The sequence below is a fragment of the Microvirga sp. TS319 genome, assembly GCF_041276405.1.
In the GTDB taxonomy this organism is placed as follows: domain Bacteria; phylum Pseudomonadota; class Alphaproteobacteria; order Rhizobiales; family Beijerinckiaceae; genus Microvirga.
Window position 1 is genome coordinate 1,455,759 of the sequence record NZ_JBGGGT010000002.1, and the last position, 18,652, is coordinate 1,474,410.

The following is an 18,652-nucleotide window of genomic DNA, read 5'->3' on the forward strand; positions in this document are numbered from 1 at the left end:
GGGGCAATGATGGAAACGCGTGCGAATTATGCTCTGATCGGCATCTTCACCCTGGCGGTGATCGCGGCAGCGTTCGGCTTCGTCTATTGGTTCTCCGGCGGCAGCCGGGGGCAGGAGCGTCAGGCCGTCCGAATCGTGTTCTCAGGCTCCGTGTCGGGCCTGTCCCAGGGCTCCAGCGTGTCCTTCAACGGCCTGCGCGTGGGCGAGGTGACCCAGATCAGCCTCCTACCCGAGGATCCGCGCCGGGTCGTTGCCATTGCCCAGGTGGACAGGAACACTCCGGTCCGCGCCGACACCCGCGCCCGCCTCGAATACCAGGGCCTGACCGGCGTGGCGAATATCGGCCTCTCGGGTGGCGAGCCCGGCGCTCCTCCGCTGGTGGCCGGTCCCGGCCAGCCGATGCCGACCATCTTCGCGGACCGTTCCGACTTCCAGGATCTGATCGAGACCGCGCGCAACATCGCCCGCCGGGCCGACGACGTGCTGGAGCGCGTAGGCCGCGTCATCGCCGACAACGAAGGCTCGATCAACCGCACCGTCCAGAACGTCGAGCGCTTCTCCCAGGCGCTGGGCGAGAATGCGGAGGGCATCGATCGCTTCCTGGCCCAGGTCGGCCAGGCGGCCGAGAAGATCGGTCCCCTGGCCGAGAAGCTCGACACGCTCGCCACCAATGTCGATCAGGTCGTCCGCGCGGTCGAGCCGCAGCGCGTGACGCGCATCGTCGAGAACGTGGAGAACTTCACCGAGGCCCTCGGCGAGAACCGCGAGGCCGTCAGCGCCGCCCTGCGGGATGCCTCGGCTCTCGTGCACAGCCTCAACGACACCGCTCCGAAGCTCGATGCCGCCGTGACCGAGATCTCGGGCCTCGTGAAGGCCATCGATCCGAACAAGGTGAGCCGCACCGTCGATAACGTCCAGAACTTCACCGATACGCTGAACCGCCGCAGCCCCGATATCGACAAGGCCATCCAGGAGGCGCGTTCGATTACCGAGAAGCTGAACAAGTCCGCCGACCGCATTGATGCGGTCCTGGCGGGCGCCGAGAAGTTCCTGGGCTCGGCCTCAGGCGAGACGGGCAGGGGAGCCTTCGACGAGATCAAGGCGGCGGCCGTCTCCGTGCGTGAGCTGGCCGATGACCTGAACGCGCGCACCAGCGGCATCGAAGGGGTTGTGAAAGGCTTCGGCCGCTTCACCGATTCAGGGCTCCGCGAGTACGAGGCGCTCGCGGTCGAGGGCCGCAAGACGCTGGAGGATATCAGCCGTGCGGTCCGCAGCATCGAGCGTAATCCACAGCAGTTTCTTTTCGGTGGCCGTTCGAACCTCCCTGAATACAATGGACGCCGCTAAGTAAGCCCTATGCGTGGACCTTCCGTGTCATTCTCCCCGACCGAATTCCAGCCGCTCCGGCGCCTGATGCCCGTGGTGCTTCTGGCGGCGCTGGTCGGCGCCTGCTCGTCGAGCCCGGCGCCGACGTCGTACGATCTCTCCGCTCCGACATCCCGGATCAGGGGAGCCGCCGGCGTCCAGGTGCTCGTGAACGAACCGGCTGCCCTGCAGACTCTGGCGAGCCAGCAGATCCTGGTGAAGGACGCGAGCGGCACGGTCTCCTTCCTGGGAGGCGCGCAATGGGCCGACAACCTGCCGCGCCTCATCCAGACGCGCCTGATCAATACGTTCGAGAACGCGTCCCAGCTGCGCGGCGTATCCCGTCCCAGCAGCGGCGCGGTCGCCGATGTTCAGCTCATCTCGGAGCTCCGTAGCTTCGAGATCGCCACACCGTCCGACGAGGCCGTGGTGGAGATATCCGTGAAGATCGTGAGCGATCAGAACGGGCGGATCATGAACGGCCGCATCTTCCGCGCCCGCGCCCCCGTCGCGGCGGTGGACGCCCCCAACGCCACTCGGGCGCTCGATGAGGCGCTGTCGAAGGTGATGCTCGACATCGTCCGCTGGGTCAGCGGCAGCCCGCTGCCCCGGCGCGAAGAGCCGGGCGATTTGCGCAGCGAAGCTCCAGCGAAGGAACAGGCGCCGACTTAAGCGCTGGCGCTCTTCATCGAGAATACGTTCAGGGCCCCGATCCGGATCGGGGCCTTTTTTCGTCGCTGTCGGAGCGCCTTTCGCTATGGCCGTCCTCGTCTGACGCACGCCCGACGTCCCGAGGCAGTCGAAGACTGCAGAATCGGACGTGACATCGAATTCATGTCCAACGCTTCAACATTTTGATCTTGAGCATCTTTTCACGCAAAACCGGTTCCCGCATTTGCGTGAAAAGATGCTCTGAGCCGGCGATCCATGGCCTCCGGTGCCGCAGAAAGGGGCGGGGATCCCGCCGTCCTCTTTCCTGGTCCGGTAGCGTTCATGGATCCGCTACGCGGGGACGACGGAACAGCACGTCAAAATAAAAGCGCGGCCTCTAGGGCCGCGCTTTTCGTCTCGTCTCAGCATCGGTCGGGTTTATTCGAACCGCCCGCTCGCGTGGGCCAGCATGGTGTAGACCTTGCCGGTTTCCGATGTGAGATAGGTCTTGGTCAGCGTCGAGTCGCGGTCGTCGCGGGAGACTTCGGTGAGGAGGCGCTCGAACTCGTCGACGTAACGGTCGACCGTCTGGCGGAATTCCGTGTCGAGGCGATATTTCTGGCGGATCTCGTCGAAGGTCTGCTGACCCTGCGCCGTGTAGAGGCGGCGGCTGAACACGTTGGTTTCGCCGCGGCGATAGCGATCCCACAGATCGACGGCCGCATCGTGGTCGATCATGCGGGCGATATCGACCGAGATCGAATCGAGGGACTCGAGACCGTTGGCGCGGGCGCGCGCCGAGCCGCGCGCGGGCTCTTCCTCATCGCGCGAGGCGCGGGTCAGAAGGTCCGAGAGCCAGCCGCCGCGGCCGGCGTCGCGAGCGGCTGCTGCCTCTTCCCGACGGGGGGCAGGACGCTCCACGGAGGCCTGACGGACCGGCGCGGGAGCCGGAGCCGGTGCCGGTGCCGCAGCCGGACGCGGCTCGGGCTGGCGTGCGACATTCGGCGCAGGGGCCGGGACCGGAGGGGCGATGCGCTGCTCGACCGCAGCGGCGACCGCGGCCATCGTCGCGGCGACCGGGGTCTCGTTCACGGCGGCGCGACGGGGCTGAGCGGCGGGAGCCGCATCGACCACGCGGTTCGACCGCGAGACGAGAGCCGAGAGCTCGTTGAGCGCCTTGATCTGGTCGGCGACCACACGGCGCATGTTGGCCGTGGTTTCCTGAGTTTCCTGCGGCAGCTCGACCACGCCGCGGCGCAGCTCGGCGCGGGTGGCTTCCAGCTCGCGCTGGATCTGGCCGGTCATGCCGCGCAGCTCGCCCATGGTTTCGCGGAACTTCGCGGTGGCGCCGCCGAGCGCCTCCGCCATCTCGGCGGCGGCCTTCTCGTAGGTCGTCCGCAGGCTCGCGGCGGTGCGCTCGCTTTCCACGCCCGTGGTGAGGCGGATGCGCTCGAACTGCTCTCCGATCGCCTGGGTGGTGGTGGTGGCGGCCTCCGACAGGACGGAACCGATCTGGCGCGCCTTGCTCTCGGCGTTCTCGAGCGAGCCTTCCACGAGAGTCGTGAACGCGCGAGTGACGGATTCGAGGTCCTGCGAACGCTCCTGGATGCGGCCGAGCAACTCGTCGAGAGCGCCCTGGCGGCTGGCCACGGCCTCGTTCATGCGGCTTTCGACGCGCTCCAGGGCGGAAGCCGCCTGGGTGAGGGTGTTGATCTGCTCGTAGGTGGTCTCGGTGAGCGTGCGGCCGCGCTCATCCAGAGATTGGGCGAGGTCCATAGCCTGCTGGATCGCACCGGAGGAGACGCTGCGCAGGGCCTCCACCTGATCGGCCACCTGCTCGGATGCGCGGTTCGCCTGCGAGGCGACTTCCGAAAGGAGGGTCTCGATCTGCTGTACGCGGCCGCCCAGGCCATCCTCGACGGCGCCGAGGTTGCCGCTGGCGGAGGCTGCCACCTCCTGCAGGGTGCGGCTTGCCTCCTGAAGGCGCCCGAGCACGTCCGCGAGTTCGCCGCGCAGGCGCTCGTTGGTGCCGACAAGGGTCTCGACCGTGCGCTCCGCGCCGTCGTCGATAGCCGTGCGCATGGCCTCCGTCGACTGCGCATAGGAGGAGGTGAGCTCCATCGTGCGCTCCTGGAGCGACGACAGCATGGTCTTGCTGCGTTCCTCGAGGGCGCGCAGCGTGTTCTCGGTGACGGCTTCGACCTCGCGGCCGATCACTTCGCCGCGGCTGCCCAGGGTCTCGACGAGCGAGTTGCCCTGCGTGTCGAAGATCGACCGGATCTCGCCGATGCGGCTGTTGAGGGAGGAGACGACGGCCTGGCCGCGCTCGTCGATGGCTTCCGCGACGCCGCCGAGGCGGTTGACCACGCGCTCCTCGAACTTCGACACGCGCTCGTCCAGCGTCGAAGCGATCTCGTCCGCGCGGCTGCCGAGGGTCTGGTTGATCTCGAAGGCGCGGGCGCCGAGGGCCTCGGCGATCTCGTCCGAGCGGTCCCCGAGGATCTGGTTGATCGTGGAGATGCGGTTTTCGAGCGCCTGCGCGATCTCGCCGACGCGGGTGCCGAGGATCTCGTTGATGCTGGAGGCCCGGACGTCCAGGGTCTCGCCGATCTGCTCTGCCCTGGAGGAGAGGGTATCGGCGATGGTGCTGGTCTTCGCCGTGATCGCCTGACTGATCTCGTCGACGCGGGTCTGGAGGGCGTTCGCCACGTCGCGGCCGCCTTCCGCCATCACGCGGGCCAGTTCGCCGGTGCGCACCACGAGCGCCTCGTTCAGGGCCGTGGAGCGGGCGCTGAGAACACCGTCCACGCGCTCGACGATGGTGTCGAAGTTGGAGGTGATTTCCGTCGTGCGGCGGGAGGCATGCTCCTCGAGAGCGGAGAGCTGGGTCTCGATGGCGGTCGTGGCCTCACGGGCCCGCTCGGCGAAGGTTTCCGCCACCGTGCGGCCCTGCACGGTGATGAGCTGGTCCATCTCCTCGAAGCGGCCGCTGATCGTCTCCGTGAGGGAGCCGACGTCGCGGGAGATGCGGTCGGCGAGTTCGCCGCCGCGGCCCATGACGCTCTCGAAGGCTTCGAGGCGGGAGCCGAGCGTTTCCTCCACTTCGCGGGTGCGGGTCTCGACGGTGCTCGTGAGGTTCTCCGCCGTGCGGTTGAGGACGTCGTTGACGCGGGCGCCCTGTGTGGCGATGGCGAGGACGATGTCCTTGCCGGTGCCGGCGAGGCGTGTCTGCGCTTCGTCCGCATGCCGCGAAAGAGTCTCGGAGAATTCCTGGCCGCGGGTGTCGAGCGAGGTCTGGAATTCCTCGACCCTGGAGCCCAGGAGGGAGGAGATGCGCTCGCCGACCTCGGCGAGGTTCGACTCCAGAGACTGGCCCTGGACCGTCACGGACTCGCTGACGCGCTGGCTCGCGGTCTCGAGACGAGTGGCGAGATCCTCGACGCGGCTGCCGATTGAGTCGTCGGCCAGGCGCACGGCGCTTTCGAGGTGCTCGCGCACCTCGTTGCCGCGCAAGGTGATCTGGCTTCCGATCTCGGACGCCGTCGCGGCCAGATGTTCGCGGAACTCGTTGCCGCGGGCGATGATGTCGCCGGTCACGTCCGAGCCGGTGCTGGCGAGCTGCTCCCGCAGGGCCGAGCTGCGCGCCGTGAGCTCCTCGCTCACGGAAAGGCCGGCTGCGGCGATCTGATCGCGCATCTCGGTCGTGCGGGCGGAAATGTCGTCGCCGATCACGCCGCCGGTCGCGGCCAGCTTCTCGGTGATCTCGCTGCCGCGCTGCACGAAGCTCTCTTCCAGGTTCCTGGCCGTCTGTTCGAAGGCCTCGCGCACGTCGTTGCCCTGCTGGGCAAGGGCGTCGATGACGCCGCGGCCGGTCTCGGCCAGGGTGCGGGTGACCTGGCTTGCGCCTTCCTGCAGGTGGCGGGTGAGGACGTCGCCGGTGCGCTCGAAGGCGCCGGTGATGTCCTGGGCCTTGCCTTCGAGGGCGCTCGTGATGGTGGTGCCGACCTCGGCGATGCCCGTCTTGATCTCCTCGCTGGCGCCCGAGAGGCGGTCCACGAGCTCGACGCCGCGGCTCGCCATTTCCTCGACCACGCGCTCGCCGGCGCGCCCGAGCGCCTGGGTAATCTGGTCACCCTGCTGTTCGAGGGAGCCGGTGACCTTGTCGCCCGCGCCGCCGAGGGCGGTGACGACGCGCTCGCTGGCGGTGTCCAGGTCCTGGATCAGGTTCTGATGCGCGCCCGTGATGGCACCGCGCACACGCTCCGCGTTGGACACGATGGCCTCGCGCTGTGCCACGAGCTCCTCGATGAGGGAGCGGATGCGGATCTCGTTGTCGGAATAGGCGCGCTCCAGGGTCGAAATCTCGCTGCGCACCAGGGTCTCGAGCTCGCCGGCGCGGGCAAGCGCGCGTTCCACGCCGTCACCCACGGCCGCCACCTCGCGGCGCACGGCCTGAGAGACGGAGAGGACCGCGTCGGTCGAGAAGTTTTCGGGCTGGGCGAGGCGCACGGCCACTTCGCCGACGGCGCGCGCCACCATCTTCATCTCCTGCGAGCGGATGGTGAGCATCGCGGCGATGAAGAACAGGAAGATCGGAGCAACGACGGCGACGGCGCCGAGCGTCAGCTGTGCGGTGGAGAAGGCGGCGAGCAGATGCTCGGGCGCGGCGATCCCCTGCGCGTAGAGGAAATAGCCGACGGCGCTGACCCAGAGGAGAGATGCGATGACCGCGAAGACGTAAGCACGGGAGGAGGGGCGAACCTGAAGGGCCTGCAGCATCACCCCGACGTTCTGGCGGTCGTCGTTGGCGACGGCGGCGCGGTCGGGCGCGAGGAAGCCGGAGCGGGGCGCATCCTCCAGCCTCATGTCGCGCTCCTGCGAGCGGCTGTCCTCGTCCTCGCCCGGAACGTCGGGATTGAGGGAGAAGGGGCCCTTCGTGAAGTCATGCGCGTCGATATCCGGAAGCCTGGGCTCGTCGGAAGAAGACTGGCTGTTCGGCTGGTCCGGCGAGGAGATCTCGAACGTCTCCTCGAGATTGAGCGCCTGCTCGACAGCCGAAAGGGCCGCCTCCGCCGGGTCTTTTATCTTCTTCTGCTCGGTCGCCATGATCCGCCCTCGTGACGCAACTGATGGTGGTTGAAGCCGCCGCATGCCCTTGACCGTCAAGAGGCGATTACGTGACGTCAGCCGGCACGGAAAACTGCTGACAGTTCTTCCGCACGGTAATCTACTGTTTACCAAGCGAGTTTAGCGGCCGGTCATGCTCAAGGAAACCCGGTATCCCCTGCCACTTGCGAACGTCGTTAACGGCTCAGTAACCTGCACTACCGGGGAAAATACGGCGAAAAGACGGCAAGCCCACGCTCATCTCTCGTCATCCGGCGCGCCGTATCTTAAATATGCGCCGTCACAGAAAGGTCCGCAATGATCAACATTACTTTCATCGATGCCGAGGGCACAGCCCGGACCGTCGAGGCCGAGGAGGGCTCGACCGTCATGGAAACCGCCATCCGCAACGGCATTCCCGGTATCGAGGCCGAATGCGGCGGCGCCTGCTCCTGCGCGACCTGCCACGTCTATGTCGACGAGGAGTGGGAACCCGTCACCGGCCAGCCTCAGCCCATGGAAGAGGACATGCTGGACTTCGCCTTCGACGTGCGTCCCAATTCGCGCCTGTCCTGCCAGATCAGGGTCAGGCCGGACATGGACGGTCTCGTCGTTCACACGCCCATCCGTCAGGGCTGATCCGGAGGTTACGCCATGTTCAAGACGATCCTGGTTCCCATCGATCTCGGTGAGGTCGGAGCGGCCAAGGCCGCTCTCGACAAGGCGGTCGCGCTCGTCGAGAACGGCGAGGGCAGCATCCGTCTCATCTATGTGCGCGCCATCGTCCCCATCACCTATATGGAGTTCATGCCTCCGGCCTTCGACCAGGAGCAGCAGGACGAGGCCGAGCAGAAGCTCGCCAAGCTCGCAGCCCAGGTGAAGCTCCCCGCCGAGCGCGTCTCGGCCGTGGTGCGGCTCGGCTCCGTTTACGGCGAGGTGCTCGACGAGGCCGAGAAGACCGGCGCGGACCTCATCGTCATCGGCTCGCACCGTCCGACCATGGCGACTTATCTTTTGGGCTCCAACGCCTCCACCATCGTGCGCCACGCCAAGTGCTCGGTCCTGGTGGTGAGGACCTGACGGGCTCCTCTGTCATCCCGAGTTCGCCTGTGGCGCCTCGGGATGACAGGAGTGCGTCTGACGAGGATGGCAGGGACTGCCCCGGAACCGGACCGGGAACGGCCATGACGGCAGAGGCCGTTCAGACCGCCTTCGGCATCAGATCGTCCGGCAGTGCGCCGGAGCTGAAGGGGCGGGGCTTGTTGAGGCGGACCATCGGCTCGATCTGCCAGATGCCCACCATGGCCAGCAGCGCGCCCATCAGGGCGATGCCCGTGGCCCCCATCCGGAGGGCCTGCCAGATCAGGTAGGCCGTCGCCAGAAGCGACAGGATGGCGACCGCAGCGGTCGAGAACCAGAGCCACCAGGGCTTGCCGGCGACGAGGCGGGCCTGGGGATTGGCCCTCGCGATGGCCGCGCACAGGCTTTGGGCGAAGGCCCGGTACTCCGTCGTCATCTCCTGCGCCTCGATGAGGCTGCGCCAGTGGAGGGAACCGAAGGTGAAGGCCTTGCCATCCTTCATCGTGACCTTCGTGCGGAAGGACCTCTGGCCGATGCGGCCGGGCTCGTAGGTCATGCGCACGGTCTCCACCGCGCCGAGGCGAACCTCATTCACCTTGCGGCCGGAATCCACGATCAGCCGGTCGCCCTTGATGGCAAAGCTTATCGGCCCGCCGATCGGGCGGGGGTTGTGGGTATAGGTCTGGCTCATGCCGTTACCGTACCAGTTCGCGCATGGCGTGGTCTATGCCTTCGAGGGTGAGCGGATGCATGCGCCCGGCAAAGAGTTGCCGCATGAGCGAGACTGACTGGGTGTAGGTCCAGTGGTTCTCCGGTACGGGGTTCAGCCAGACCGCTTTCGGGAAGTGCTCCAGGATCCGCCGGATCCAGACCTGGCCTGCCTCCTCGTTCCAATGCTCCACGGAGCCGCCCGGATGGGTGATTTCATAGGGACTCATGGACGCGTCGCCCACGAAGACGACGCGGTAATCGGACGGATAGGTGCGGATCACGTCGAGCGTTGGGATCTTCTCGTCGAAGCGGCGACGGTTCTCCTTCCACAGGTGCTCGTAGACGCAGTTGTGGAAATAGAAGTGCTCGAAGTGCTTGAATTCCAGGCGCGCCGCCGAGAACAGCTCCTCCGCGGCCTGGACGTGCCAGTCCATCGAGCCGCCCACGTCGAGGAAGAGCAGGACCTTCACGGCGTTGCGGCGCTCGGGTCGTAGGCGCACGTCGAGATAGCCCTTGTGCGCGGTCTCGTGGATCGTCCCGTCGAGATCGAGCTCTTCGGCCGACCCTGTGCGGGCGAAACGGCGCAGGCGCCGCAGCGCGACGCGCATGTTGCGCACGCCCAGCTCGATCGTGTCGTCGAAATCCTTGAACTCACGCTTGTCCCACACCTTCACGGCGCGGAAGTTGCGGTTCTTGTCCTGGCCGATGCGGATGCCTTCCGGGTTGTAGCCGTAGGCGCCGTAAGGGGAGGTGCCGGCCGTGCCGATCCACTTGTTGCCGCCCTGGTGGCGGCCTTTCTGCTCCTCCAGGCGCTTCTTGAGGGTCTCCCAGAGCTTGTCCCAGCCCATGGCCTCAAGCTGCTTCTTCTCGTCCTGGGTGAGATAGCGCTCGGCGAGCTTGCGGAGCCATTCCTCGGGAAGCTCCGTCCGGTCCAGGGCCTGGCCCATCCGCTCGAGGCCCTGGAACACATGGGTGAAGACCCGGTCGAAGCGGTCGAGATGGCGCTCGTCCTTCACCAGACAGGCGCGGGAGAGATAATAGAACTCCTCCACGCTCTTGTCGGCGAGGTCCCGGTCGAGCGCCTCCAGGAGGGAGAGGTATTCCCTGAGCGAGACCGGCACCTTGGCCGCGCGCAGCTCTGTGAAGAAGGTGAGAAACATCGGGCCAGTGTCGGGCAAGTTGCGGCAAGGTCAAGAGCCGAGGCAGGAGGCTCCATGAGGAGTCCCCATGAGGAGGCACCCCTTGAACCTCATTTGCCCACGGTGCGGCGCGCCCGGAACTCGATACGCTCCGGCTTCCTGTTGTTCTGTTTCAGGATCGCCCGGAACTCGTCGCGCCGCTCATGGATGGAGGCGATCACGAGGCCCATGGGCACGCCGATATCCGACAGCACCGCTTCGCTCAGCTGCAGCGAGGCCTCGATGGTTTCCGGAACCGCGTCGTCGACGCCGAGCCCATAGAGCCGGGTCGCGTGCTTGGCGTCTCGCGCGCGCGACACGATGGTGATGTCGGGACGCTCCTGCCGGACGGCCGTCACCACCGCCTCGATGGCGCTCGGGGTGTCGAGGGTGATGACGAGGGCGCGGGCCTGCTCGATGCCGCAGGCGCGCAGGAAGCCCGAATGCGCCCCATCCCCGAAGTAGACCGGTTTCCCGGCCTTGCGCTCCTCGGCGACGCGCGCGGGGTCCATGTCGATGGCGAGGTACGGCACGCCGTGGCGCTGGAGCATGTCGCCCACGAGCCGCCCGACCCGGCCGTATCCGGCCACGATGACGCGTCCGGCTTCCTCGGGCGGCGGCGGTTCTGCGGCTTCGGGGCTCAGGGGGCGCTTCCGCTCCAGTCCGCGGCTCACGCGGCGGGCGAGCCGGGCCAGGAACGGAATTGCCACCATGGTCAGCGTGGTGACGAGAAGCAGGTTGTGCCCGACTTCCATGGGGATGAGCCCCGCGGCCATCGCGGCCCCGAGAATGACCAGGGCGAACTCGCCGCCCGGGCCCAGGAGCAGGCTCGTTTCCGCCGCCTCGGGGGCGTTCAGGCCGAAGGGCCGTCCGAGCCAGAAGATGATGACGCTCTTGGTGGCGACGAGGAAGGTCGCAACGGCCAGGATCGTGATCGGGGCCGCCAGGAACCGGATGAGATCGAGGTTCATGCCCACCGAGACGAAGAACACGCCGAGCAGGAGCCCCTTGAAGGGCTGGATCGTGGTGTCGATGGCGCGGCGATATTCGGTTTCCGACAGGAGAATGCCCGCGATGAAGGCGCCGAGCGCCATGGAAAGGCCGCTGACGGCGGCCACGAGGCTCGTGACGAACACGACGAGCAGACAGGCCGCCATGAACAGTTCGGGGCTCTTGGTGGCGGAGACCAGCTGGAAGAAGGGCCGCAACACCAGCCGTCCGAGCCCCACGATGATCGCGAGCGCCAGGGCCGCCTGGACGAGGGCGGTCGCAAAGGACGTCATGGTGATTTCGGGCTGATGCGTATCGAGGGCCGCGATGGTGAACAGGATCGGCGCCACGGCGAGGTCCTGGAACAGGAGCGCGGAAAAGCTCGCACGTCCCGCGGCCGAGTTGAGGCGTTTCTGTTCGGCCAGAACCGGCAGCACGATGGCCGTCGAGGACAGCGCCAGGGCTATGCCGATGAGGGCCGACGCGGCGAGGGAGTCGACGACCTTGTAGGCGAAGAGCCCCAGGGCCAGGGCGCAGAGCGCGACCTGCAGCGAGCCGAAGCCGAAGACCTGGCGGCGCAGGACGCGGAGGCGCTGCCAGGAGAGCTCGATGCCGATGGTGAAGAGCAGGAACACCACGCCGAATTCGGCGATCCGCGACGTGCCTTCCGCATTCGAGAAGGTCACCCAGTCGATCCAGGGGAGGTCGGGAATGAGCCGCCCGAGCCCATAAGGGCCCAGCAGTGCGCCCGCGGCGAGAAAGCCCAGAACCGGGCTGATCTTCAGCCGGTGGAAGACCGGGACGACGACGCCTGCCGTGGCCAGAAAAAGAATGGGCTCCTGATAGGCATGCAGGTCGATCGTGGTACTCATGAGGTCCTTCCGTTGAGGCGCATTGTGGTTCCAGGCGAAAGAGCAGCGCAAGCGCAAATTGCCCTCGCGCGACGACATGTGCAGCGGCGACATGGCTGACCCGGTCCGGCATGCGTCTGCGCTGGCCGGGATGACCCAGGCTCCGTCTTTCTTCTGTTCGGACGGGTTGTGCTTCTATGGGGCGGGGGAGAGTAGGGGCAAATTCTTCTCTTGAGAGAAGAGGGACGTCTCGACGAGCATCCATTCCCGGAACGCCTCGATCTGGGGCTCGGCGGCGTCTTTCGTGCGGGAGACGAACCAGTAGGCGTACTCGCCGGGAACCTCCAACCGGAAGGGGCGGCACAGGCGACCGGAGCGGATCTCCTCGCTCGCAAGAGCCTGCCGGGCGAGTGCGACGCCCTGGCCGGCACCGGCCGCGTCGAGCAGCAGCGCCGCATCCCTGTAGATCGGGCCCTCCTTCGGCTCCGGCCAATCGAGCCCTGCCGCTGCGAACCATGGCGACCATGGCTCGCGTGAATAGCGAAGCAGCGTACATTCGCGCAGATCGGACGGCTGTTTGAGCAGCTCTGCCGTCCGGTAGGCCGGGCTGCAGACAGGAAAGACAAACTCGTCCATGAGCTTGTCCTGCCTCAGGTGAGGCCAGCCGCCGGGGCCATACCGAATGGCGACGTCGATGCCGTCCTGCTCATCGAGGCGGGCCAGCTCGATCGAGGGGTAAAGGTCCAGGACGATGTCCGGATGCGTGGTCGTGAATTGGTGAAGCCGGGGCACGAGCCAGCGGCCCGCGAAGGCGGGCAGGACGCTGACGGTGATGTGGCGCTTTCCTTGCTTGGGGCGCTCGGTTTCAAACGCGCTCTCGAGCAGGCGCAGGCCGTAGCGCACCTTCGTCGCCAGGGCTTGCCCATCGGGTGTGAGCAGCATGCGCCGGCCCTCCCGTCGAAACAGGGATGTTCCGAGCCGCGCCTCAAGCCCTCTGACCGCATGGCTGATGGCACCATGGGTCAAATTCAGGTCTTCCGCTGCTCGGCTATAGCTTTGATGGCGGGCTGCCGCCTCGAAGGCGAGCAGGGACTGGAGAGGAGGAAGACGCGGAGCCATAAGATATGTGAATTTGGCTCACATATAGAGTCAAGAATTTTCGTTCGCTTGCGGGGGCCCGGCCGTGCTGTCTGAACCTGATCGAACTCTCTGACGATAAGGCGGACCCATGCTGAAACTCTACTATTCTCCCGGAGCCTGCTCCCTCGCGCCTCACATCGTCCTGGAGGAAATCGGCCAACCCTATGAGCTGGCCCGGGTGCCGCTCGCGGAGGGAGCGCACCTGAAGGCCGATTATCTCGCCATCAATCCCAAGGCCCGTGTCCCGGCTCTTGAAGGGCCGTTCGGACAAAACGGAGCTTCGGCGGGAATTCTCACGGAGGCTCCTGCCATTCTGCTCTATCTGGCTCAACTCAGGCCGGAGCTGGAACTCCTGCCCCCGGATCCGAACCTCCAGGCGCGCAGCTTCGAGTGGCTGAATTGGCTATCCAGCTCCATGCACGCGATGTCCTTCGCCCAGATTTGGCGTCCGCACCGTTTCGTGGCGGAGACAACGCTCTTTCCCGCCGTCTCGACCAAGGGACGTGAGAACGTGACGGAGCAATACGCCTATATCGAAGCGCTCATGAACGACGGACGCGGTTGGGCCGTCGCCGGAGCCGGCTTTACCGTCGCGGATGCGTTCCTCTTCGTGTTCTATCGGTGGGGCATGCGGATCGGCCTCGATATGAAAGCCGCCTATCCCTCCTGGACGCGCATCGCCGAGCGAACCCTGGCGCGCCCCTCCGTTCAGCGGGCGATGGCCGGAGAGGGCATTACCATCTCGTCGTGAACGCCGCTCGTCGAACAATCGCAGTCGGCAGCCCCGGAACCGCGGGGCTGCCGTTGCGCTTCGGCATTACCCGATCGTCGCCAGAGCCTGGGCGAGATCCGCCACCAGATCGTCGGGATGCTCGATGCCGATGGAGACGCGGATCGTGGCGTCGCTCACGCCGAGCCTGTCCCGGGTCTCCTTGGGCACGCCGGAATGGGTGGTGGAGGCCGGATGCGAAATCAGGGATTCCGTGCCGCCCAGGCTGACCGCCAGCTTGAACACCTGGAGCGCGTTGAGCACCTTGAAGGCCTCCGCCTCGCCGCCCTTCACGTCGAACGAGAAGGTGGAGCCGGGAGCGTCGCTCTGCGCCTCGTAGACCTCTTTCGCGCGGGAACCCTCAGGCAGATAGGCCAGGTGGTGGACCTTCACCACGCCCGGGTGCTCGTGCAGGAACCTGGCCACGATCTCCCCGTTGCGGTTGGCCGCCGACATGCGCAGCGCCAGGGTTTCGAGCGAGCGGCCGATCATCCAGCAGGAATGCGGATCGAGCTGGGTGCCGATGGCCGAGCGGAGCAGGCGCACGGCCTTCATGTGCTCCTTGGAGCCCAGGGCCGCGCCGGCGATCAGGTCGGAATGGCCGCCGACATATTTCGTGAGCGAATAGACCGAGATGTCTGCGCCGTGCTGGAGCGGCTTCTGGAAGAGGGGTCCGAGCAGCGTGTTGTCGCATACGACGATCGGGCGCTGACCTTGAGCCCCGCCGATCTCGTCCGCGATGGTCCGGATGAGGGCCACGTCCACCAGGGTGTTGAGCGGGTTCGAGGGGGTCTCGATCATGACGATCGAGACCCGGCCCTTGCCTTGCGCCTCCTTGGCAGCGGCGCGGATGCCCGCCTCGTCGACCCCGTCGCCGAAGCCGACGGCCTGGATGCCGAAATTCGCCAGCGTCTTGGCGATCAGGGTCTCCGTGCCGCCATAGAGCGGCTGGGAGTGCAGAACCACGTCGCCGGGACGGGCAAAGGCCAGGATCGTGGTGGCGATGGCCGACATGCCCGACGAGAAGAGCAGGCCCGATTCCGCCTCCTCGAAGATGGCGAGCCGGTCCTCGACGATCTCCGCGTTCGGGTGATTGAAGCGCGAATAGACGAGGCCGGCGGCTTCACCCTTGGGCGGCTCCTTGCGGCCCGAGACGTAGTCGAAGAACTCCTTGCCGTGCTCGGCGCTGTTGAACACGAAGGTCGAGGTCAGGAAGACGGGCGGCTTCACCGCGCCTTCCGACAGGGTCGGGTCGTAGCCGTAGCCCAGCATGAGGGTTTCCGGCTTCAGCTTGTGGTTGCCGATCCGGTCCTTGTGATAGCGGTTATCAGTCATAGTCACTTATCCTCCCATGTTTGTTATGGGCTTACATGATGAGAGCGGTTGCCGAAAGCCATGGACACGACTTAGAGCATCGGACGGGAAAAGTGGATTTGCACTTTTGGGCTCGATCCGATGCTCCATTCTTGGATGAGCGCATCGTTCTTGCGGAAAACCGGGTCCACTTTTCCGCACGATGCGCTAGGCTCCGCGCGTGGACAAGGAATGGTGAGGATGGCGCGTTTTACCGGAACCGAAAGCTATGTGGCGACCGAGGACCTGACGGTGGCCGTCAATGCGGCGATCACCCTGGAGCGTCCGCTCCTCGTGAAGGGCGAGCCCGGCACGGGCAAGTCCGTCCTCGCGGAGGAAATCGCCCGGTCCCTGAATGCGCCGCTCCTCACCTGGCACATCAAGTCCACCACGAAGGCCCAGCAGGGCCTCTACGAATACGATGCGGTCTCGCGCCTGCGCGACAGCCAGCTCGGCGACCCGCGCGTGTCGGATATCCGCCACTACATCAAGCGCGGCAAGTTGTGGGAGGCCTTCCAGTCGGAAACCCGGCCGGTTCTGCTGATCGACGAGATCGACAAGGCGGATATCGAGTTTCCGAACGATCTCCTGCTCGAACTCGACCGCATGGAGTTCTTCGTCTACGAGACCGGCGAGACGGTGAGGGCCGCCCGGCGCCCCATCGTGATCATCACGTCGAACAACGAGAAGGAACTCCCGGACGCCTTCCTGCGCCGCTGCTTCTTCCACTACATCAAGTTCCCGGATGCCGACACCATGGCGCGCATCGTCGAGGTGCATTATCCCGGCATCAAGCACCGGCTCGTGGAGGAGGCGCTGAAAATCTTCTTCGAGGTCCGGGACGTCCCGGGCCTGCGCAAGAAGCCCTCGACCTCCGAGCTGCTCGACTGGCTCAAGCTCCTCCTGTCCGAGGATGTCGGTCCTGAAAACCTGCGCGAGCGGGACACCCGCAAGCTGATCCCGCCGCTTCACGGGGCGCTCCTCAAGAACGAGCAGGATGTGAGCCTGTTCGAGAAGCTGGCCTTCATCGCCAGGCGGGAAGGGCGGTGATGCTGCGCCTCCTTCTTCTCCGCCATGCCAAGGCTGCCTGGCCGTCGGGCATCCTCGACGTGGACCGGCCGCTGGCCCCGCGGGGGCAGGAGGCTTCGGCCGCCATTGGGAACTACATGAAGCGCGAATGCCTGGCGCCGGACCTCGTCATCCTGTCCCCGGCGCGCCGGACCCAGGAAACCTGGGAGCTCGTGCAGCCGATTCTCGGCGAGGTGCCGAGCCGCCTCGACGGGCGCATCTATGAGGCTCCCCTTGCGCGGCTTCTCACGGTTCTGCAGGAGATCGAACCGGAAGCGCAGACGGTTCTGATGATTGGCCATAATCCCGGCTTCGAGGATCTGGCGAGTTTCCTGATCGGCGAGGGTGACATGGACGGGATTCTGCGGCTCGGGCGCAAATATCCGACCGCCGGTCTCGCCGTCGTCGATTTTCCGCACGAAAGCTGGGCCCACGTGAAGCGCAAGTCCGGAAAGCTGGAACGTTTCGCGACCCCCAAATCCGTCGGAGCCGGCGAGGACGATTAGAGCATCGAACGCGGGAAGTGGGAACCGGTTTTGCGTGAAGAGATGCTCAAGCAAGGAGAGCATCGAACGCGGGAAGTGAGAACCGGTTTTGCGTCCGATGCTCCAGGCGTTCAGGCTTCCCGTTCCTGGAAATCGATGAACAGCAGTTCCTCGTCGTAGAAGACGCCGCCGACGCGCAAAGCCTTGCGTTCGATTCCATAGGGTCTGAAGCCGAGGGCGTGATAGGTGCGCCGGGCACTGTCGTTCATGAGGCCAACCGCCGCTTCGAGCATGATCACGTGCCGCGAGGCGTGATCGATCACCTGCTGGACGAGCCGCCGTCCCAATCCATGGCCGCGCCGGTCCTCCTGGACATAGACCCCCCACATCACGCCCTTGTGAGACGCCTTGGCGCGTTCGTAGACCGCAAAGCCCGCCATGCCCACGAGGCGGCCCTCCGCAAAAGCTCCGAAAATGGCGTTGGGGCCCGGGGCGGGAATGCGCGCCCGCACGGTCTCGAGGGGAAGCGGAGCTTCCTCCTCGTAGCTGGAGCCGAAGGCTTCCGGGCTGGCCGCGAGGGCTTCCAGCCTGAGGTCCCGGTAGGCGCGGGCGTCTGACGGCTCCAGGGTCCGGATCGGGATATCGGCTGTCATGAGGGGACTCATAGGACGGATCGCCTATTCGTGGAGTGGGCGGAACCGCAGGTCAAGGTCGCCGATGCCGTGGCTTTGCGGCATGAACCTATCCGATCAGCCATCGTTTCTCCTGAAACCGTCTTCAGAAATCTTCAGGCGTTCGCGGGATCGACATCTCACCATGCTGCTTCAGACGCTTCTTGCGCTCGGGCTTGCCGGCCGTGCCCTGCTTCCCGGCATCGCGGATTTTTCGGGTCCGGCGCAGACGCTCCAGGTTCGCTACGAACCCAAGAGCCGCGAGGTGACGAACTGGCGCTCCGAGGCGGTCGACGCCCTCGAGCCGAAGCTCGTCATTACCCTGGCGGCTCTCCTCAAGGCGGAGCGCCCGTTCGTGACCCGTTGCGTGAAGCTGAACAATTACTGGTGCATCAAGAGCGCCCGCTGGAGTGGGGAAATCGCCACCGACGGCGAGGGCCATGTGGGCTTCGCGTCCGCTCATCACGGCGCGGATGCTGCGGCGCTGCTCCTGAAACGCTATTATCTCGATTACGGGCGCAAATCCGCGCTCGACATCGTCCGCCGCTGGGCTCCGCCCGAATGCGGCGTCGCGACCGGGATCGGCGGGATCGCGGTGCTCGCCGTGCGGGGGATCGGCGGAACAGTCCGCGCCCAGTATCTCGCTTCGCGCCGCAAGGGGAACGTGGTGCGATATACGGCGAAGGGCGGCCCCGGTGGCAAGCCGGGCCGGGTTTCGATCGTCATTCCCGTCAAGCCGAAGACACCGGAATACCGCGTGCCAAGCATCGCTGTCGGCATGGGCGAGAAGCCCAAGGCCCCCGATCCGAGGCCCCTCGTTGTCGAAAAACCCAGGCCCAAGCGGGAAGCGGCGGCGAAAGCCCCTGCTACTCCCAGCCCGCAGGCGGCCTCCACCTGTGCTCCCGATGAGCAGCGCCTGCGCAACTACGCGGGCCGCATGGTCGAGGGACTGGGAATAGGGCCCAAGGACGATCTCAAGCTGTTCGCGGTGGACGGAAAACCTTTGCCGAATCTCGCTCCGGTGATGCTGGCCATGTCGGCCGTCGAGCTGGGGGCGCTCCAGGCCAGCCCGGATCTGGTCAAGGCCGCCATCGAGCGGGCAGTCCGGAAGATCGAGACGAGGGCCGAGACCGGCTCTTCCGCTCCGGATCGGCTCGATAACTAGTGGACTACGCCTGGGAACGCCCTGGGAGAAAGGGACATCGATCCTTTCCGCGTGTTCCAAAACCGAGTT

15 protein-coding genes are annotated in these 18,652 nt (G+C 66.1%); 8 read left to right on the top strand and 7 right to left on the bottom strand.

What is annotated here, in order from left to right; genetic code table 11:
• The first annotated feature begins 9 nt into the window (after nucleotides 1-9).
• Together AB8841_RS16325 and AB8841_RS16330 are read left to right on the top strand one after the other, a co-directional pair.
• Complete coding sequence (locus AB8841_RS16325; protein WP_370439283.1) at nucleotides 10-1,347, top strand: MlaD family protein; 1,338 nt, start codon at nucleotides 10-12, stop codon at nucleotides 1,345-1,347.
• 24 nt (nucleotides 1,348-1,371) lie between these two features.
• The gene (locus AB8841_RS16330) at nucleotides 1,372-2,037 is read left to right on the top strand and encodes an ABC-type transport auxiliary lipoprotein family protein (RefSeq protein WP_370436882.1); all 666 of its coding nucleotides are present in this window, start codon (nucleotides 1,372-1,374) and stop codon (nucleotides 2,035-2,037) included.
• A gap of 417 nt (nucleotides 2,038-2,454) precedes the next feature.
• Here AB8841_RS16330 and AB8841_RS16335 read toward each other — a convergent pair whose 3' ends face one another.
• A complete protein-coding gene (locus tag AB8841_RS16335) occupies nucleotides 2,455-7,122 on the bottom strand; it encodes a hypothetical protein (RefSeq protein ID WP_370436883.1) in 4,668 nt (1,555 codons plus the stop codon).
• A 318-nt stretch (nucleotides 7,123-7,440) separates the two neighbouring features.
• On the opposite strand from AB8841_RS16335, the gene AB8841_RS16340 reads away from it, so the two are divergent.
• Both AB8841_RS16340 and AB8841_RS16345 read left to right on the top strand, forming a co-directional pair.
• Nucleotides 7,441-7,761 (top strand): 2Fe-2S iron-sulfur cluster-binding protein, encoded by a 321-nt coding sequence (locus AB8841_RS16340; RefSeq protein ID WP_370436884.1) that lies wholly within the window; start codon nucleotides 7,441-7,443, stop codon nucleotides 7,759-7,761.
• A 15-nt stretch (nucleotides 7,762-7,776) separates the two neighbouring features.
• The gene (locus AB8841_RS16345; protein WP_370436885.1) at nucleotides 7,777-8,202 is read left to right on the top strand and encodes a universal stress protein; all 426 of its coding nucleotides are present in this window, start codon (nucleotides 7,777-7,779) and stop codon (nucleotides 8,200-8,202) included.
• Between the two features lie 121 nt (nucleotides 8,203-8,323).
• Here the strand turns inward: AB8841_RS16345 and AB8841_RS16350 are convergent, their stop codons facing one another.
• The 4 genes from AB8841_RS16350 to gcvA form a co-directional block, all read right to left on the bottom strand.
• The gene (locus AB8841_RS16350; RefSeq protein WP_370436886.1) at nucleotides 8,324-8,893 is read right to left on the bottom strand and encodes a hypothetical protein; all 570 of its coding nucleotides are present in this window, start codon (nucleotides 8,891-8,893) and stop codon (nucleotides 8,324-8,326) included.
• 4 nt (nucleotides 8,894-8,897) lie between these two features.
• Nucleotides 8,898-10,073: a VWA domain-containing protein gene (locus AB8841_RS16355; protein WP_370436887.1), complete on the bottom strand. Its 1,176-nt coding sequence runs from the start codon at nucleotides 10,071-10,073 to the stop codon at nucleotides 8,898-8,900.
• An 89-nt stretch (nucleotides 10,074-10,162) separates the two neighbouring features.
• Nucleotides 10,163-11,953 (bottom strand): cation:proton antiporter, encoded by a 1,791-nt coding sequence (locus AB8841_RS16360; RefSeq protein ID WP_370436888.1) that lies wholly within the window; start codon nucleotides 11,951-11,953, stop codon nucleotides 10,163-10,165.
• Between the two features lie 174 nt (nucleotides 11,954-12,127).
• Entirely contained in the window at nucleotides 12,128-13,051 is a 924-nt protein-coding gene (gcvA, locus tag AB8841_RS16365; protein WP_370436889.1) for a transcriptional regulator GcvA, read from the bottom strand.
• A gap of 109 nt (nucleotides 13,052-13,160) precedes the next feature.
• On the opposite strand from gcvA, the gene AB8841_RS16370 reads away from it, so the two are divergent.
• Nucleotides 13,161-13,823 (top strand): glutathione S-transferase family protein, encoded by a 663-nt coding sequence (locus AB8841_RS16370; RefSeq protein ID WP_370436890.1) that lies wholly within the window; start codon nucleotides 13,161-13,163, stop codon nucleotides 13,821-13,823.
• Nucleotides 13,824-13,889: 66 nt separating this feature from the next.
• Here the strand turns inward: AB8841_RS16370 and AB8841_RS16375 are convergent, their stop codons facing one another.
• Entirely contained in the window at nucleotides 13,890-15,176 is a 1,287-nt protein-coding gene (locus AB8841_RS16375) for a cystathionine gamma-synthase family protein (protein ID WP_370436891.1), read from the bottom strand.
• A 219-nt stretch (nucleotides 15,177-15,395) separates the two neighbouring features.
• Between AB8841_RS16375 and AB8841_RS16380 the strand changes: the two genes are divergently transcribed.
• Together AB8841_RS16380 and AB8841_RS16385 are read left to right on the top strand one after the other, a co-directional pair.
• Entirely contained in the window at nucleotides 15,396-16,244 is an 849-nt protein-coding gene (locus tag AB8841_RS16380; protein WP_370436892.1) for an AAA family ATPase, read from the top strand.
• Nucleotides 16,244-16,768 carry a histidine phosphatase family protein gene (locus AB8841_RS16385; RefSeq protein ID WP_370436893.1) on the top strand — a complete coding sequence of 175 codons (525 nt, stop codon included), beginning with the start codon at nucleotides 16,244-16,246 and terminating at the stop codon, nucleotides 16,766-16,768. Before AB8841_RS16380 ends, AB8841_RS16385 begins: the two co-directional genes overlap by 1 nt.
• Before the next feature lie 110 nt (nucleotides 16,769-16,878).
• On the opposite strand, the gene AB8841_RS16390 is transcribed toward AB8841_RS16385, so the two are convergent.
• On the bottom strand, nucleotides 16,879-17,400 hold the full coding sequence (locus AB8841_RS16390) for an N-acetyltransferase family protein (protein WP_370436894.1): 522 nt from the start codon (nucleotides 17,398-17,400) through the stop codon (nucleotides 16,879-16,881).
• A 163-nt stretch (nucleotides 17,401-17,563) separates the two neighbouring features.
• Between AB8841_RS16390 and AB8841_RS16395 the strand changes: the two genes are divergently transcribed.
• Nucleotides 17,564-18,583, top strand: a complete 1,020-nt coding sequence (locus tag AB8841_RS16395) for a hypothetical protein (RefSeq protein ID WP_370436895.1) — start codon at nucleotides 17,564-17,566, stop codon at nucleotides 18,581-18,583.
• Nucleotides 18,584-18,652 lie beyond the last annotated feature (69 nt).

Bases quoted from the DNA above. Each gene is read 5' to 3' on its own strand.
- AB8841_RS16325 (WP_370439283.1), top strand. From the start codon at position 10: ATGGAAACGCGTGCGAATTATGCTCTGATCGGCATCTTCACCCTGGCG.
- AB8841_RS16335 (WP_370436883.1), bottom strand. From the start codon at position 7,122: ATGGCGACCGAGCAGAAGAAGATAAAAGACCCGGCGGAGGCGGCCCTT.
- AB8841_RS16340 (WP_370436884.1), top strand. From the start codon at position 7,441: ATGATCAACATTACTTTCATCGATGCCGAGGGCACAGCCCGGACCGTC.
- AB8841_RS16345 (WP_370436885.1), top strand. From the start codon at position 7,777: ATGTTCAAGACGATCCTGGTTCCCATCGATCTCGGTGAGGTCGGAGCG.
- AB8841_RS16350 (WP_370436886.1), bottom strand. From the start codon at position 8,893: ATGAGCCAGACCTATACCCACAACCCCCGCCCGATCGGCGGGCCGATA.
- AB8841_RS16355 (WP_370436887.1), bottom strand. From the start codon at position 10,073: ATGTTTCTCACCTTCTTCACAGAGCTGCGCGCGGCCAAGGTGCCGGTC.
- AB8841_RS16360 (WP_370436888.1), bottom strand. From the start codon at position 11,953: ATGAGTACCACGATCGACCTGCATGCCTATCAGGAGCCCATTCTTTTT.
- gcvA (WP_370436889.1), bottom strand. From the start codon at position 13,051: ATGGCTCCGCGTCTTCCTCCTCTCCAGTCCCTGCTCGCCTTCGAGGCG.
- AB8841_RS16370 (WP_370436890.1), top strand. From the start codon at position 13,161: ATGCTGAAACTCTACTATTCTCCCGGAGCCTGCTCCCTCGCGCCTCAC.
- AB8841_RS16375 (WP_370436891.1), bottom strand. From the start codon at position 15,176: ATGACTGATAACCGCTATCACAAGGACCGGATCGGCAACCACAAGCTG.
- AB8841_RS16380 (WP_370436892.1), top strand. From the start codon at position 15,396: ATGGCGCGTTTTACCGGAACCGAAAGCTATGTGGCGACCGAGGACCTG.
- AB8841_RS16385 (WP_370436893.1), top strand. From the start codon at position 16,244: ATGCTGCGCCTCCTTCTTCTCCGCCATGCCAAGGCTGCCTGGCCGTCG.
- AB8841_RS16390 (WP_370436894.1), bottom strand. From the start codon at position 17,400: ATGACAGCCGATATCCCGATCCGGACCCTGGAGCCGTCAGACGCCCGC.
- AB8841_RS16395 (WP_370436895.1), top strand. From the start codon at position 17,564: ATGCTGCTTCAGACGCTTCTTGCGCTCGGGCTTGCCGGCCGTGCCCTG.